Below are 15,000 nucleotides of genomic sequence, written 5' to 3'. Positions count from 1 at the left end.
TGAGCGCCTCTTTGCTGGTCAGGTCGAGGGCAAAGGGATCGTTGCGCGCCGCCGGTTCGCCGGTGTAACGACTATAGCTGTACTGCTCTCCACGCGCTTCGGCGTTGGCTTTGCCGTAGAAGCTCAGCGCGCCGAGCGCAAAGACGCTCTGTGGATGGCTGTCGATCCACCAGTTGACGAGGTCGAAATGATGCGTCGCCTTGTGCACGAGCAGGCCGCCGCTGTTGGCCTTTTCTCGATGCCAGCGGCGAAAATAGTCGGCGCCGTGGCTGGTGTCGAGCATCCAGGAAAAATCGACCAACAACGGGCGGCCGACGACCCCCGCCATCAACAGCTCGCGAAAGCGGGTGTAGGCGGGCGCATAGCGATAGTTGAAGGTGACGCGTAGTTGCTTCCCCGTGGCGTCGATGGCGTCGAAAATGGCGCGCAGCTTCTCCAGATCGATCGTCATCGGCTTTTCGGTGATGACGTCGCAGCCGAGCGCCATCGCTCGCGTGATGTATTCATGGTGCGTGCAATCGATGGTGGTGACAATGACGACGTCGGGCCGCGTCTCGGCGATCATGCGGTCGAATTCATGCGCCCGGTAGGTGGGCAGCGACGGCCGCCCCAGGCGGGTTGTCAGTTGTCGATTCCACCAATCCATGCGCGTCTGACTCAGGTCGCACAGGCCAACCAGCTCCGCTACATCGGCGTAGGTGGTGGCCAGCCCTTCGATATACAGCCCGGCGCGTGCGCCGGTTCCGACGATGGCATAGCGTTTTGGGGAATTGCTCATTGGTTTCGTGCTCCGTGTTTCGTGTTTCTTATTGGGTGGGTCCTCTACGTTGTGTTGCGTTGTTGTGTTTGTATTGCATTTGTTGATGGAAGAATCTGCTTCTACGCCTGCGTTGCGCCGATCTGCGCCACGGTCAAGGGGATTTCAGCTGCGACCTCGTCGTCGATCAGGATGCGAAACTCATAGTCGCCAAACCTGGGGAAAGTCAGATGGGTGAGGTCGAGAAGCTGGTTCATCAACGCCGGCTTCCCTCCAGGAGGAGGTTGAATTGTGATCACGCCGGCGATCGAAAGCAGCTCGTTGCCGTCGGCGTCGATCAGCACGACCCGCATCGGATGCTGACCCGCCTCGCTGGCGTCGAATTCAAACTGAGCGACCAATTTCATCTGCGGGTGGACGACCGGCGCCTTGGTCGCGTTGATCGTCGTGAAGACGCCCAGGATGTTGAGCTTATGTTCGATCGAGAGGCTGGCGTAGTCGGCGAGTACGGCGATTCGGGCCTTCATGGCGATCCGCCCAGTCTATACAAGCAGAAGCGATAGGCCGTGTGCGAGCAAAAAAGTGCGCCGTCGATGGTCCCCCGAAGCTGGGATTGGGGCCCAGCACCACCGACAGCGCTTTTGAAAGCATACCATCACACATCCGAGGCGTCAAATTTTGAAAATGCGTCGCAATCTGGCTGCAACAGCGGAGAGTCTCACCCGGCGCTGACCTCGCGCTGCTCCAGCTCCCGCAATACGCGGCGCTCGTTGTAGCGCAAAAAGATCAATCCCGCCGCAACGCACAGCGCAAAGCCCGCCATCCCGCTCAGCCGAACGCCCAGATCGTCGCCTGGATTGCGCCCCCAGATGGTCAATGTGGCGAAGATGACGACGCCCATCGTCTGCCCTAGCTTTTGCATCAGCGTGCGCGCGGCGAAGAACATGCCTTCCAACCGTTCGCCTGTGTGCATGGCGTCGTGTTCGGCGATGTCCGCCAGTACGGCGTTGGGCAGCACGCCGAGGAAGGCGATCGGGATGGCGTATAAAACGATCAGCGTGTACGCCTGCGCCACCGGCGGCAGCGGCATCCTGCCCAGGAAAAAGACGCCGAAGAAGATCACGCTCATCCAGAAAAACGAGACGACGATCAACGGCTTCTTGCCGAGCCGGCGCGCCAGCAGATTGACCGCGGGATAGAAGACGAAGGAGAGAATCACCATGACGGTCAACAGCGCGCTCACCAGCGCCTCCTCCAACAACAACAGGACGGTGATGTAGTAGAGCAGGCCGGTGTTGACGATCGTCAACGCCATGAAATAGGCGAAATCGGCGACTACATAGTAGCGAAAGCTCTGGTTGCGAAAGGTCGTGCGCACCGCTTCGAGCAGCGGGACGGTGGACGGGACGCGCTCGCAGTAGCGGTTTTCATCGATGAAAAGGACCGGCAGATACATCAGCAGCACGGCCACGAACGCCAGGGCGGCGATGGCGATCTGAAAGGCGGTCATCTTGTCGTCGACGCCAAAAGCGGACTGCACGACGCCGGCGAGCGCTGGCGTCTGCGCAGCCACCATGATGCCCAGCGCATAGGTGATCGAGATCCAGGTCGAGAGATTGAGGCGTTGGGTGGCCGTGTGCCCCAGTTCCGGCAGCAGCGCAAAGTAGGGAGTCACGTAGACGGTCAAAAAGAGGTAGAAGAGCATCTGCATGACGACCAGCCAGACGATGTTGACGGCGCTCACCTCGCGCACCGGCGGCGTGAACATCAGCACGCAAAAAAGCGCAGCCGGCAGCGCACCCACCGCCAGGAAAGGGATGCGCCGCCCACGCCGATGCCGGGAACGGTCGCTCAGATTGGCGATCAGCGGATCGGTGATGGCGTCCCAGAGTCGGCCGGACGCCGCGATCAGCGTGATGGCGTTGAAGATGCCCAAAAAGACGGCTGTGGTGATGAGCGTGGGCAGGCCGGCGTTCTCGGGCGGCAGATAGAAGTAGACCAACGTCAGCCCGATGATGTTGACCAGCGTCGACCAGCCCAATTGCCCCAAAGCGTATGCGATCTGTTTGCCAGGTGAAAGAAATGGTTTGCTTGTCATAATCATGGAAAAGTGATTGTAAAAAAATACACCGTCTGTTGTCCCCCGAAGGCTGGATTGGGGCCAGCCACAACAGACGGCGTATTGACACTATAGCACAACTTTCGGGAAAGCGCACCCCCCAATTTATCGAAAAATTGTTAAAATTTTGGGGCGATCCGCCTAACGCTTATCCGGCGACAGGTTGCCGCCAGCCGTAGGCCGCAATGAACTCTTCGACCTTGTTGCGGCACACGTCGTCGGTGTACTGCTCCGGCGGGCTTTTCATGAAGTAGCTTGACGGGCCAAGCAGCGCGCCGCCGACGCCTGCATCGAGCGCCAGCTTGGCGCAGCGCACCGCATCGATCACCACGCCGGCGCTGTTAGGGCTGTCCCACACTTCCAGATGCGCGGTCAGGAGAAGGGGCACGTCGCCGAAGGTGGTGCCTTCGATGCGAATTTCGCAGAATTTGCGGTCGCTCAGCCACGGCACGTAGTCGCTCGGCCCTACATGCACGCTTTCCTCCTCCAGGCGGCCGGTGATCTGCGAAGTGACGGCGTTGGTCTTGGAAATCTTCTTGCTCTCCAGCCGCTCCCGCTCCAACATGTTGAGAAAGTCGGTGTTGCCGCCGAAGTTGAGCTGATAGGTGCGGTCAACGCGCACGCCGCGATCCTCGAAAAGGCGGGTCAACACGCGGTGGGTGATGGTGGCGCCGACCTGGCTCTTGATGTCGTCGCCGATGATGGGAACGTTGGCTTCCTCGAAGCGGCGCCGCCACGTCGCATCCTTGGCGATGAAGACAGGGATGCAGTTGATGAAGGCGACGCCGGCCTGGAGCGCCTGCTCGGCGTAGTAGCGGGCGCCTTCTTCGCTGCCGACCGGCAGGTAGTTGATCAGCACGTCGGCCTGCGTCTCGCGCAGCACCTGCGCCACATCGACCACAGGCGCAGAGGACTCGTCGATGACCTGGCGCAGATATTTGCCCAGGCCGTCCAGGGTCGGCCCGCGCTGCACGACGACGCCCAGCAACGGCACGTCGGCGAAGCGGTAGGTGTTGTTGGGGCCGGAGAAGATAGCCTCGCCGAGATCCTTGCCCACCTTGGCGGCGTCGACGTCGAAGGCGGCGACGAACTCCAGGTCGCGCACATGGTAGCCGCCTAAATCGACGTGCATCAGACCCGGCACCTTCTCCTCTGGGCTGGCCTCGGCGTAGTAATGGACGCCCTGGATCAGGCTGCTGGCGCAGTTGCCGACGCCGGCGATGGCGACGCGAATTTTGCGGTGCATAGACGGTGACTCCTTTCTGGTTAAAACGAACGATGCCGAAACCTTACTGATGCAAACGTTTGCGCATAAATTTTTCAAGCGACGTGCATGCGTGTTTCTTTCTGGACAAAGCCCGGCGTTACTGCGCCCGAGGCGGCGCGGCGGCGCTGCTGCGCACCACCAGTTGACCGCTCAACACGGTCGTGGTCGCCGGCTCGCCGGCCAGCGCGCGCAGACAGACCTTGACCGCCGTGCGCCCCATCGCTTCCTTGGGCTGCTCGACGGTTGTGAGCGGCGGCGTCGTGTACGCACTGAGCGGGATATTGTCATAGCCGACGACCGAAAGCGCATCGGGCACGGGGACGCCCATCTGCGCTGCGGCGGCCAACAGGCCGATGGCGCTCAGATCGTTGTAACAGAGCACGGCGGTGGGGGGCGGCTTCAGCGCCAGCAGCACCGCCAGCGTCTCCCAGCCATCCTCCAGCAGGCCGGCGCCGCCGATCACCAGCTCCGGCGAGGCGTCTAGACCGTGCTCCAACACGGCGCGGCGATAACCCGCCAACCGTTCGCTGCTGCTGCGTCCGCCGCTTGGCCCGGAGATGAACGCAATGCGACGGTGCCCCAGCTGACTGAGGTAGGAAACGGCCATGCGCGCGCCGCTTTCGCTGTCCATCTTGACGCTGTAGATGAATTCGCTCACCTGCGCATGATTCAACAACACGACGGGAATGCGGTGATCGTTTCCGACGTCGCGGAGCCGCGGCAGGCGGGCGTAGCGATCCGGCGCTCGGCTGGAGATCACGATCAACCCATCCACCTCATAGTCGAGCAGGGCTTCCGCCGCCTCGATCTCCTGCGCAGGATTGCGATTCGACATGGCGAAGAGCAGCCGATAGCCGGCGTCGCGCGCCGCCATCTCGGCGCCTTTGAGCACCTCCGCCACGAAGGGATCGGTGACGTCCGATACGACGACGCCGAGCGTATGACTGCGGCCGGTCACAAGGCTGCGCGCCACCTGGCTGGGGCGATAGCCCAGCTCTTCCGCCAGCGCCAGGATGGCGGCGCGACGCTCGGCGCTGATGCGCGGGTGCCCTTGCAGGGCGCGCGAGACGGTCGAGGGCGAGACCTGCGCCAGCCGTGCAATATCAACGATCGAAACCTGCGACATTTGATGGCTCCAGGTGGAGGCCGGTCAACGCCGACGCTCCTTGATGGCGACCGTTTGTAAGAGCAAACGTTTGCGCAAACAGGAAACAGTTTATCGCCCCATAGGGATAGTTGTCAAAATCTACCGACTTCGGCTATTGAATGTCACGCCGAAGGGGATGACCTCCGTGCGCAACCGTAGATTCTCTGGATTCACCGTAGCTGCGGCTCGCAGCCGCAGGTTCTCTGGATTCACCGTAGCTGCGGCTCGCAGCCGCAGACCCTCGACAGGCCCAAAAGCCGTGAGGAAAGCCCTCACCCCCGGCCCCCTCTCCCAAGGCTGGGAGAGGGGGAGAAGCCCTAGCCGATGACGGTGGACGTCGTCTGCAATTGGCCGCGGTGACGTGAAAGAAAGCGCGTATCCACCGTGACGCCGATGCGCGGCAGGTGGAGCTGCAACGGCTGTTCGTCGACATCGCGGCCCGACTCGCACGCCTCCACGATCTGGGCCGTCAACATGCCCAGCACAGGGGCGGTCTTGAAAGACGAGCCGCTCGTGCCGATGCAGACGTAGTAGCCGGGGCGGTCCGTCCGGTCCACGATCGGGTACCAATCCTGCACCGTGACATCGTAGAGGTCGGCCAACCCGCGCGGACGCCCCATCGTGACCGAGGGCATGCGCTTCATCAAGCGCAGCGTCTGCCGTTCGCGGTAAAGCTGCGTAACCCCGCGCTCGAACGCATCGGGGTCGTCGACGAATTCCAGCGCGTCGCATGCGGGGTCGGTCGAGCCGACGATGATGTCGCGCCCGCCCGCCTCCGGGCGAAAATAGATGCCGCCGTTGAGGTCGCCGACGATCGGGAGCGGAACGCCGCTTTCATAGAGCGGATTGACCTGGGCATGCACTTCACGTCGCAGAGGTCGCGTCTCCAGCGGCAGCGTCACGCCGGCCATGCGGTTGACGATGGCGGAGTGCGGACCGGCGACGTTGACGACGACGTCTGTTTCTATCCCTTGCCCGCTCTCCAGTTGCAGATGGAAGCGTCGCCGTCCCCCTTCCTCGATGGCGGTGACGCGCTGTTTGAAGCGAAAGACGACGCCTGCCTGCGTCGCCGCCTCGCGCAGATTCTGCGCCGCCAACGCCGGAAAGACGACGTAGCCGGCATCCTCCTCGAGCACTGCGCCCTCGATCGACTGTTCGCTCGGCTCGAAAAAGCGCGGGTCATCGACCGGCGTCGGCGGAAAAAAGGAGGAGGTGTCCAGAAACGGGAAACGGGCGGATACCTCCGCCGCCGACAGGACGCGCGCCTTGATGCCCAACTGCTGCATCTCCTTCACGATCGTGAGCACGCTTTCATCCATGTGCGGCGGAATAAAGACCATCCCCGGCCTGGGAAACTGGATGAGCTCGCCCTCGATGTCGCCGACAAAGGAGCGCCAGTCATCCCAAATATGCCAGCCTTCATGCGCCATCGCAATCATGCCGGGCTGACTGTAGAAGCGACGAACAATCCCACAGGAGGAGGAAGTGGAGCCGTGGCCGGCGTCGCCATTTTTATCGAGAACTGTCACGTCAAAGCCTCGACGGCGAAGCTCCAGCGCAATGGCGCATCCGATCACGCCGGCGCCAATCACACATACTTGCATAGGAACTCTCCTGAAAATAAGATGAATTCGACACGGAAAAACGTAGCATAAAACAAACGGAGGCGCAACTGCGCACAGTGTTGCCTGTGGCTGCGCTTCCTTGGATTCACCCACGCCAATCGAACGCGCCCGCCGTCATCCGTCGAATTTATTCGGCGTCTTTCTCCATAGAATGGAGGAAACTTTCTCCGCAGAATGGACGTATAATACAGGTCAAGGGCGGTTGGCGTGGCGCCGCGCAGAGGGCGCCAAAGAACGCGAGCAAAAGGATAGACGAATCCTCAATGAGTGGGCGGCGAAAATCTTTCTTGCGAATCGTGCACTGGATATTGGTGATGGCGTTGACGCTTTCGGCGGCGCCGGCCATGGCTGCTCCTGGAGCGACTGCGCCCACGCAGCAGGGCGGCGATGCTTTGCGCGATTGCAGCGTCGTGCCTGAAGAATCCTTGCAGGATGAGCTGAACCTCGTCGTTCAGGAGATCTTCGCCGCGCAACTGGCCGCGCTCGATCTAAACGCCATTGTTGAGCAACAATGGACCGCCCTCGGCATGGACCGCATCCTGGCCGAAGCCGTCGATCTGGCGACCGCGCGCGTGCAGAGCGAGACCGATCTCTGGAACAAGTTTCTGTCCGCCTGGTCGCCGGAGGCCGCGCGCGAGCTGGCGCTGGCGGTGGCGACCTACGCCTTCGACGCGCCGGTCTTTCGCAACGGCATGGAGGCGCTGGCGGATGCAGTCTCCGCAGCAATCGCCGGTGAATTGGATGTCGCCTCCGCCGAATCGACGTCGGCGGCGCTGTACTGCATGCAGACCTTCATCGACGCCAACTATTCAGCGGCGCTGGCGCGAGCCTTTGAGCGTCGCGTGGAAAGCGCAGTCACGGGCGTCCAGATGCTCGAAGCGGACGCTGCAAGCCCCGACCTGCTGGCGCTCATCGACAAGCATCGTTGGGCGTTGGGCGGCGTCGGCGTGATTGTCGCCGCCCAACTGACGCGCAAATTGATGGTGACCGTCTCTCAGCGCATCTCGCAGCGCGTGGCGGGGCAGTTGGTGGGTCGGGTGCTGGGCCGCGTCGGCGCAGGCGTTGTGCCGCTTGCCGGCTGGGTTCTGGGCCTTGGCATGATTGCCTATGACCTGTACGACAGCCGCGACGGCGCGCTGCCCCAGATTCAGGCGGCGCTGAAATCCTCCGAGACGGCGGCGAGCATTCGCCGCGAAATTGCCGCTGCAATCCAGCCAGAACTGGAAAACGAAACGCCGGCGCTGGCGCGCACGGTGGCGAACGAGCTTTTCGCTGAATGGCGCACGGTCAAACGCACGATTCGTCAGGTGCTCGACCTGGCGGCTGAAGACCCGGCCTTCGCCGAGCTGTTGGCCTCTTTGCAGTCGCAAGAGCAGTTGAGCCGGCTGGTGCAGCTGGTGAGCGTGGTGATGGCGAACGGTGGGCGCGCGGCGCTCGACGCCGCCGTGGCCGACGGTTCGCTGCGCCGCGTGCTTGACCTGCCGGAGGCCGCCGTGACCATTGTGCGCGACCTCGGCTCCTTGCAGGCGGCGTTGGACTGGTATGCGGCCGTCGGCGGGCGGCTGAACGAAGTGGCGGCGCTGGAGTTGCACAAGCATCTGACGCCAGCTCAGGTCGACCGGGCGCAGCTCGACGCGCTGCTCGCCCTCAAGGACAAAACTGCGGCGGCGCGGTTGGCGCTGCTCCCGGCGCCGCAACTGGCCGAATTGCTTAAATTGTCGGAAGCCAACCTTGTGGCGCTGGCCAATCAACTCTCGCCCGACGACCTGGCCTGGCTCGCTGCACAGACGCCTATGCTCTCTCTGGAGCAGCGCAATCAGCTGGTTGCACGGCTGCTGAGCCAGCCCGCCGTCATCGAACCGCTGCGACGGCTGGGCGACCTGCATCAGCTGGCGAACGTCGGCGACTTGAACAAGGCGATCACCTTCCTGGCCGGCCCGCGCGGCGGCCTGGACTATGCAGCGGACAGCGGCGCCGTGTTGCTGGGTGAGATTTCTCCTCAGCTCTTCTGGGCCAAGTACGGGCTGTGGCCGTCGGTCGGCGCCGGCGTCGCTTTGCTCTTGCTGCTGCTGGTGGCGCTGCGTCTGGCGTGGGGGTTCGGCGCCTGGCTGGTGCAGCCGTTGAGTCATTTGCGAAGACGAAAAGCGTAATTCACAGGATCGTTTCACAGGGGTGACCGTTTACAGGGGTGACTTTACAGGGGTGACGCAGTGTTAATTGCATTAGACTCACACCCATCCGCAGAGATCGAGCTGGGGGAACTGCTGACCGTGGTGCACGTGCGCGCGGCCAACGTCGTCAGAGACATTCGCGAAAACATCCGCAACCTGATCGGTGGACGCATGACCCATTACGAAGGGTTGATTCGCAGCGCGGTCGATGGCGCGTTGTGCGAGCTGGACGAACTGGCGCGCAGCAAAGGCTACGACGGCGTGATCGGCGTCAAGATCGCCCATCCCGTGGTTGTGGAGGGCGGCGTCGAGATTATTGTATACGGCAACGCTTTTCGTATCGTAAAAAATGCGCATCAAGGCGACGGTCAATCAAAAGCGTCTTAAGGGCTGGCGCTCCTGGCTCGTTCTGCTCTGGATTGTCTCCCTCATTTTCTCGGCGGCGCCTGTCGCCGCTGCTCCTTCCATGCAGCGCAGCACAGGCGGGCAGTATACGATCGGCGACTGCAACCGCGTCGAACGCGGCCAGTTGCGCAACGAAATCGAAGCGCATGTGGTGGCCGTGCTTCAAAATGAAGCCAAACCGTTTGACGTCGATGGGATTGTAAGCCGCGCCTGGACGGAGCTTCAGATGGACGCCGCCATCGACGCCGAGGTGAAGCGCGCCGTCGATGCGCTGATGCAGAGCGAGGATTATTTCAACCGTCTGCTTTCCGGCTGGTGGCCCGAAAAGGCGGAAGAGTACGCCGAGCGCGTGGCCAACGACGCGTTTGGCTCGCCGACCTTCCGCGCCAAACTGGACGCCCTCTCGGCGGCCATTGGGCGAGAGGTGGCGAAACAGGTGGAGGCGCAATTTGCGCAGGCGGCGTCGGTGGCCTTGCTCTGCCTGCAAGCCTACGTAGGCGAACGATACTCCCAGGCGTTTTTTGAACTGTTCGCCGTCCGCGTGCAGCAGGAAACGCAGGCTCTCGCCCTGGATCCGCTTCCCGCCTCGACCTCCGCCGCCCTGGTTGACCATCGGCTTGCGTTGACGGGCGTGGCCACCATCGTGGCGACGCAGCTCATCCATCGCCTGAGCGTGAAACTGAGTGAAAAGCTTGCGCAACGCGTGGCGGGCCGCATCGTAGGGCGCATCCTGGGGCGGGCCGGGTCTTCGTTTATCCCGATTGCAGGGTGGGTGGTTGGAATCGGCCTGATCGTCTACGACCTGTGGGAAGGGGGACAGGGCGCGCTGCCGCAAATTCAAGAGGCGCTGCAGAGCGAGGAGGTCAAACAGAAGATTCGCCAGGAGATCGCCGACGCCGTGCGCGATGACCTGCCGGAGCAGGCGTCGATGATTGCGCTGGAGACTGCAGCCAGCCTGATCGAACAGTGGCAAGGATTCTGCGACGCCTACGCCTACGTCTGCATGGTGGCGGAGGAGAACGCCGATTTCCGGCGTCTGTTGCAAGAGACGACGCTCGATGAGCTGGAGGCTGTGGCGAATTTGGTCAATTTTTACATGCGCCAGCTGGGCCGCGCCGAGCTGGATCGGGCCCTTGCCGACGGCAGCCTCAGCCTGCTGCTGACCGCGCCGGAGGCGGCTCTCACCATCCTGAGCGAGACGTACAACACCGCCGAGACGCTGGCCTGGGTGCAGCTTGCGGGGGACGCGCTGGCGCGCGTGGCGGCGTGGGGCGTCCATCGTCGCGCCCGGCCCGAGGAATTCACCTCGGCGACTTTCGCAGCGTTCATCTCACTGCCGAAAGAAGAAATGGCGCAGAAGCTGCTGGCGCTCTCCGCCGAAAAACGCAGTGCGCTGCTCAAGCTGCCGCAGGAAACGCTGATTCAACTGCTCGAGGTGCAACCGGTGGCCGATCTCGACTGGCTGGCGGGCTATCTGTTGCTGCCGGATCAACCGCAGGCGCAGGAGGTGGTCACAGAGGTGGTGGAAGGCCGGCTCGCCGTAGTGGACCTCCGCAACCCCGCGCCGTTGCGCAGCCCGACGATCGTTCCATCCTCTTCTCCTTCGCCGGTCACAGGCGTCGCCGACGCAGGCGAACCCGTGGTTGAGTCTGTCTCGCCTACGACGAACTTCGGATTTCCCAGTCCGCTTTTGCTGGTTGGGCTGCTCCTCCTTGTCGCCGCAGGCGCCGGTGGCGCGGCGTGGCGGTGGCGTCGGCGCAATCCATGAACGGCGAACGTCCCTTTCCCCATCGACAAATGCGCCTCCTCTATTCACTTTTACGGATAGTGGGAATGATGCAGTGGAACCTGGCAGTCGACAGAGCGGATTGAGCAAGTCATCGGCGGTTGTGGTGAGGCTCTCAGCCGCACGTTTCCGGATTGACAGGATCGATCTAATTGCAAGGTCTCGGAGAATTCGAGGAAGCGTAGCTGCGAGCTGCGCCATTCGTGGAGGTGAAGCGAGTTTTGGCGTTGATGCGCAGACGCGGAAGCCCTTAGCCGCGCCCAATCTCGTTCAGCAGCGCGGCCAGCCGTGTTTTGACGGCGTTGTAGGAAAAATACGTTTCCACCAGAAGTCGCCCCGCTTTGGATAGCCGCATCCAAAGGGCATTATCGCGGTGCAGCGTCACGATGGCGTCCGCGAACGCGGCGGGCGTCTCGGCGATTAGCGCGTGCTCCCCATGCACAGCGTGCGTTCCTTCCGCTGCCACCGGCGTCATCACCACGGGCAATCCATAGCTCATCGCCTCCAGCACCTTGCCTTTGACGCCGGCGCCAAAGCGCAGCGGCGCAATGGAGACGCAGCTGCTCGCGTATAACGGCGTCAAATCCGTCACATGGCCGGTCACAAGCACATCGGAAGCCTGGAGCGCGACGATCTCCGGCACAGGCAGGCCGACGAAGCGCACGGCTGCGCCAGGCAGCTGCGTGCGCACCTGCGGCCAGATGTCGGCCACAAAATGACGGGCGGCGTCGCGATTGGGCATGTGCACGTAGTTGCCGACAAAGAGCAGGTCGCGGCGACCCTCCGGCCCCGGAGCCTCCTTCACCACGCTGTGCACGTTGGAGATCACGCGCACGTGCGCCTGCGGGCGCAGCTGTTCGAGCAGCGCCTTCTCTTCATCGGTGACGACCCACGTCACATCTGCGTCGGCGATCACGGCGAGCTGTTTCTCCGCAACTGCGCGCGCCTGCTGCAACAGACGCTCGCTGCGCTGAAGCTGCCCGGCGCGGTGCATGCTGACGAAGGTCAGTTCAATCGTGTCATAGATCACCGCCGCGCGGGGCGCCCATCGCCGCGTCTGAGAGAGAAAGTCCGGCTGTCCAGGCGTCACCGCCAGCACGATCAGGTCGAACGCCGCCCCCTGATCGGCCAGATAGGCCAGCGGCGAGGCCGGCCCCGCCGCCTGCACTCCGCGGGCGGAGAGCAGCGCCCGCGCCTCGTCGATGCGCGCCTCGTAGATCGGATGAAAGGCGCGGCCGGCGGACAGGTTGGTCACCTCCCACCCCAATTCGCGCATCATCTGCATCAGGCGCAGACCGCGCAACGAGGCGCCGTCCAGGTCGGGCAGGGGATGGGTGTGGGTGATGAAGAGCGCATGGCCCGGCATGGTGCATCAAAATGAGCCTGAAAGATGCAGCATCGCCCGCGCTTCGGCCGGAGTGGCGACTTCTCGCTGCAGCGCCTGCGCAATGCGCACGGCCTGTTCCACCAGCTCGGCGTTGCTGCGCGCCAGCACGCCCTTGCGCAGGTAGAGGTTGTCCTCGAAGCCCACACGCACATGGCCGCCCAGCAATACGCCCATCGCCACCATCGTCCATTGCGCTGCGCCGACGCCCAGCACCGACCATTGTGCGTCGGCGGGGAGTTTGCTGCGCATGAAGAGCAGATTTTCCGGCGTCGCCGGGATGCCCCATTTCACGCCCATGCAAAGCTGAAAGTAGGGAGGCGGCTCGATCAACCCTCGCCCGATCAGGTCAAGCGCCTGGTCGATGTGGCCGACGTCGAAGACCTCGATCTCCGGTTTGACGCCGGCGGCTCGCATGCGCCGCGCCGCCTCCTCGCCGAATTCCGGCGGGTTGGCGAAGAGGCGGTCGCGAAAGTTGAGCGAGCCGATGTCGAGTGAGCAGAGATCGGGGCGCAACTGCACCGGCGCCAGCCGTTGCTCCAGCGCGTCCTGTCCGGCGACGTGAAGGCCGCTGGTCGTAAGGTTGACCAGCATGTCGCAGCAGCTGCGGATGCGGTCGAGCACTTCGGCGAAAAGCTCCAGCCGAGAAGAGGGCGCTCCGCTCTCTGGATCGCGCACGTGGATGTGGGCAATGGCCGCGCCGGCCCTGTGCGCCTCCACCGCTGCGTCGGCGATCTCGGCCGGCGTGTAGGGCACGGCCGGGTTCATCGCCTTGGTCGGTCGCGAGCCGTTGACCGCAACCGTGACAATCACCTTGTTCATATGCCCCACGGCCCCTGATAGCCGTTCGCCTCCACCTGCTTCTGCGCTTCGCGATGCAGCTCTTCTTGCGCCAGCTCCGCTTCGACGGCGGCCAGCCGCGCCATCACCTGTTGCAGCAGCTCCATCGTGGGGTCAGGCAGGGCGTTGTGCTGGAGATCCTCGTGGCGCGTATCCTCCACCAGCACGCCGGAGCGCCGACGCACGCGCCCCGGCACGCCGACGACCACCGAATGCGGCTCCACATCTTTCACCACCACCGAGTTGGCGCCGATGCGCGAGTGCGCGCCGATGGTGATCGGCCCCAGAATCTTGGCGCCTGCGCCGATGACGACGTGGTCGCCGATGGTGGGGTGGCGCTTCTCTTTGCGCCAGCTCACCCCGCCCAGCGTGACGCCGTGATAGAGCGTCACATTGTCGCCGATTTCAGCGGTCTCGCCGATCACGACGCCCATGCCGTGGTCGATGAAAAAGCCGCGACCGATGGTGGCGCCGGGATGAATCTCGATGCCGGTGAAGAAGCGGCCAAGATGGGAAATCAAACGCGCCAGAAAATAGAGCCTGCGCAGCCACAGCCAATGGGCTAAGCGGTAAAACCACTGCGCATGCAGCCCTGGATAGCAAAGCAACACCTCCAGCGTGCTGCGCGCGGCGGGATCGCGCTCGAAAACCACCCGGATATCCTCGCGAAGTCGGTCAAACATGCCTTGATCCTCAAACAACCCTGGAAAACCGATCGCCGTTCATCATTATTGATTGTAGGTTTTCCTGGGGCGTTCGTCCAAAATGTCCGTGCATGGTTGACCGGCTTCAACTTTCGTATGGCCCCAGGATCTCGCAATATCCCGCCGGAGGCGGAGACCGACGAGAGCGTGAGTTCGACAGGTTACGACTCCGGCGGGACCTTCGACGCAAGTTTTCCTGGATGTTACGCGCGGGCCAACTCGAACGCCGCGCGCAGGCCGGCGATCGGGTCTTTGCGAGGGATGAACTCATGACCGATGTAGCCGGTGTACCCCGTGGCGGCGATGGCCCGGAAGATGGCCGCGTAGTTCAACTCCTGCTGTTCGTCTAGCTCCCCGCGGCCGGGGTTGCCGGCGGTGTGGTAATGGCCGAACCAGCGATGATGCGCCTCGATGGTGCGGATGATGTCGCCCTCCATGATCTGCATGTGGTAGATGTCGTACAGCACCTTCACCGCCGGCGAGTTCACCTGACGGCACACCTCGACGGCGAACGCCGTGTGGTCGGCCTGATAGTCGGGATGATCCACTTTGCTGTTCAGGACTTCCAACACCAGGGTCACGCCGGCGTCTTCCGCCCGGCGGGCGACCTGCGCCAACCCCTCCGCCGTCGCCTCAACGCCGGCGGCGTCGTGCAGGCCGTCGCGGCTGCCGCTGAAGCAGATCAGGTTGGCGATGCGCCATTGCTCCGCTTTGGCGATGTTGGCTTCCAGCTCGCGCACGATCCTGGGATGATGGGCGCGGCGGTTCAAGCCCTCGACGATTGAGGCGTGGCCG

General features: G+C 63.1%; 13 protein-coding genes (2 of these 13 cut by a window edge). 3 read left to right on the top strand and 10 right to left on the bottom strand.

Annotation, left to right across the window (positions count from 1 at the left end):
• The 6 genes from Q0367_RS04070 to Q0367_RS04045 form a co-directional block, all read right to left on the bottom strand.
• Positions 1-778, bottom strand: partial view of a Gfo/Idh/MocA family protein gene (locus Q0367_RS04070; protein WP_297632028.1) — the 5' portion only. The gene continues 572 nt to the left of window position 1, outside the view; only the first 778 of its 1,350 coding nucleotides appear in the window; its start codon is at positions 776-778; its stop codon lies beyond the left edge, outside the window.
• 101 nt (positions 779-879) lie between these two features.
• Entirely contained in the window at positions 880-1,284 is a 405-nt protein-coding gene (locus Q0367_RS04065) for a DUF6941 family protein (RefSeq protein WP_297632025.1), read from the bottom strand.
• A gap of 191 nt (positions 1,285-1,475) precedes the next feature.
• The gene (locus tag Q0367_RS04060; protein WP_297632022.1) at positions 1,476-2,855 is read right to left on the bottom strand and encodes an MFS transporter; all 1,380 of its coding nucleotides are present in this window, start codon (positions 2,853-2,855) and stop codon (positions 1,476-1,478) included.
• 169 nt (positions 2,856-3,024) lie between these two features.
• A complete protein-coding gene (locus Q0367_RS04055) occupies positions 3,025-4,122 on the bottom strand; it encodes an inositol-3-phosphate synthase (RefSeq protein ID WP_297632019.1) in 1,098 nt (365 codons plus the stop codon).
• Positions 4,123-4,240: 118 nt separating this feature from the next.
• Positions 4,241-5,269 (bottom strand): LacI family DNA-binding transcriptional regulator, encoded by a 1,029-nt coding sequence (locus Q0367_RS04050; RefSeq protein WP_297632016.1) that lies wholly within the window; start codon positions 5,267-5,269, stop codon positions 4,241-4,243.
• A 338-nt stretch (positions 5,270-5,607) separates the two neighbouring features.
• Entirely contained in the window at positions 5,608-6,894 is a 1,287-nt protein-coding gene (locus tag Q0367_RS04045; RefSeq protein ID WP_297632013.1) for an FAD-binding oxidoreductase, read from the bottom strand.
• Between the two features lie 284 nt (positions 6,895-7,178).
• Here Q0367_RS04045 and Q0367_RS04040 point away from each other — a divergent pair, with 284 nt between their 5' ends.
• From Q0367_RS04040 to Q0367_RS04030, 3 genes are read left to right on the top strand one after another with little or no spacing between them, the layout of a single operon-like run.
• On the top strand, positions 7,179-9,065 hold the full coding sequence (locus tag Q0367_RS04040) for a hypothetical protein (RefSeq protein WP_298981043.1): 1,887 nt from the start codon (positions 7,179-7,181) through the stop codon (positions 9,063-9,065).
• A gap of 60 nt (positions 9,066-9,125) precedes the next feature.
• Entirely contained in the window at positions 9,126-9,473 is a 348-nt protein-coding gene (locus Q0367_RS04035; RefSeq protein ID WP_297632008.1) for a YbjQ family protein, read from the top strand.
• Complete coding sequence (locus Q0367_RS04030; RefSeq protein ID WP_298981042.1) at positions 9,436-11,259, top strand: hypothetical protein; 1,824 nt, start codon at positions 9,436-9,438, stop codon at positions 11,257-11,259. Before Q0367_RS04035 ends, Q0367_RS04030 begins: the two co-directional genes overlap by 38 nt.
• A 268-nt stretch (positions 11,260-11,527) precedes the next feature.
• Here Q0367_RS04030 and Q0367_RS04025 read toward each other — a convergent pair whose 3' ends face one another.
• The 4 genes from Q0367_RS04025 to Q0367_RS04010 all read right to left on the bottom strand — a co-directional run.
• Positions 11,528-12,643 carry a glycosyltransferase family 4 protein gene (locus Q0367_RS04025; RefSeq protein ID WP_298981040.1) on the bottom strand — a complete coding sequence of 372 codons (1,116 nt, stop codon included), beginning with the start codon at positions 12,641-12,643 and terminating at the stop codon, positions 11,528-11,530.
• A 6-nt stretch (positions 12,644-12,649) separates the two neighbouring features.
• A complete protein-coding gene (locus Q0367_RS04020; protein WP_298981039.1) occupies positions 12,650-13,483 on the bottom strand; it encodes a 3-keto-5-aminohexanoate cleavage protein in 834 nt (277 codons plus the stop codon).
• Positions 13,480-14,184, bottom strand: a complete 705-nt coding sequence (gene cysE, locus Q0367_RS04015; RefSeq protein ID WP_297631991.1) for a serine O-acetyltransferase — start codon at positions 14,182-14,184, stop codon at positions 13,480-13,482. Before cysE ends, Q0367_RS04020 begins: the two co-directional genes overlap by 4 nt.
• Before the next feature lie 224 nt (positions 14,185-14,408).
• A protein-coding gene (locus tag Q0367_RS04010; RefSeq protein WP_298981038.1) for a hydroxypyruvate isomerase family protein crosses the window boundary here: on the bottom strand, positions 14,409-15,000 show its 3' portion. 173 nt of this gene lie beyond the right edge of the window; only the last 592 of its 765 coding nucleotides appear in the window; its start codon lies beyond the right edge, outside the window; it ends in the stop codon at positions 14,409-14,411.

It is taken from the genome of uncultured Caldilinea sp., from assembly GCF_937128415.1.
GTDB lineage: Bacteria > Chloroflexota > Anaerolineae > Caldilineales > Caldilineaceae > Caldilinea.
The sequence above is the reverse complement of the archived record's forward strand: the minus strand, read 5'-3'. Positions and strand labels throughout refer to the sequence as shown.

Bases quoted from the DNA above. Each gene is read 5' to 3' on its own strand.
- Q0367_RS04055 (WP_297632019.1), bottom strand. From the start codon at position 4,122: ATGCACCGCAAAATTCGCGTCGCCATCGCCGGCGTCGGCAACTGCGCC.
- Q0367_RS04040 (WP_298981043.1), top strand. From the start codon at position 7,179: ATGAGTGGGCGGCGAAAATCTTTCTTGCGAATCGTGCACTGGATATTG.
- Q0367_RS04025 (WP_298981040.1), bottom strand. From the start codon at position 12,643: ATGCCGGGCCATGCGCTCTTCATCACCCACACCCATCCCCTGCCCGAC.
- cysE (WP_297631991.1), bottom strand. From the start codon at position 14,184: ATGTTTGACCGACTTCGCGAGGATATCCGGGTGGTTTTCGAGCGCGAT.
- Q0367_RS04020 (WP_298981039.1), bottom strand. From the start codon at position 13,483: ATGAACAAGGTGATTGTCACGGTTGCGGTCAACGGCTCGCGACCGACC.
- Q0367_RS04050 (WP_297632016.1), bottom strand. From the start codon at position 5,269: ATGTCGCAGGTTTCGATCGTTGATATTGCACGGCTGGCGCAGGTCTCG.
- Q0367_RS04060 (WP_297632022.1), bottom strand. From the start codon at position 2,855: ATGACAAGCAAACCATTTCTTTCACCTGGCAAACAGATCGCATACGCT.
- Q0367_RS04045 (WP_297632013.1), bottom strand. From the start codon at position 6,894: ATGCAAGTATGTGTGATTGGCGCCGGCGTGATCGGATGCGCCATTGCG.
- Q0367_RS04065 (WP_297632025.1), bottom strand. From the start codon at position 1,284: ATGAAGGCCCGAATCGCCGTACTCGCCGACTACGCCAGCCTCTCGATC.
- Q0367_RS04030 (WP_298981042.1), top strand. From the start codon at position 9,436: ATGCGCATCAAGGCGACGGTCAATCAAAAGCGTCTTAAGGGCTGGCGC.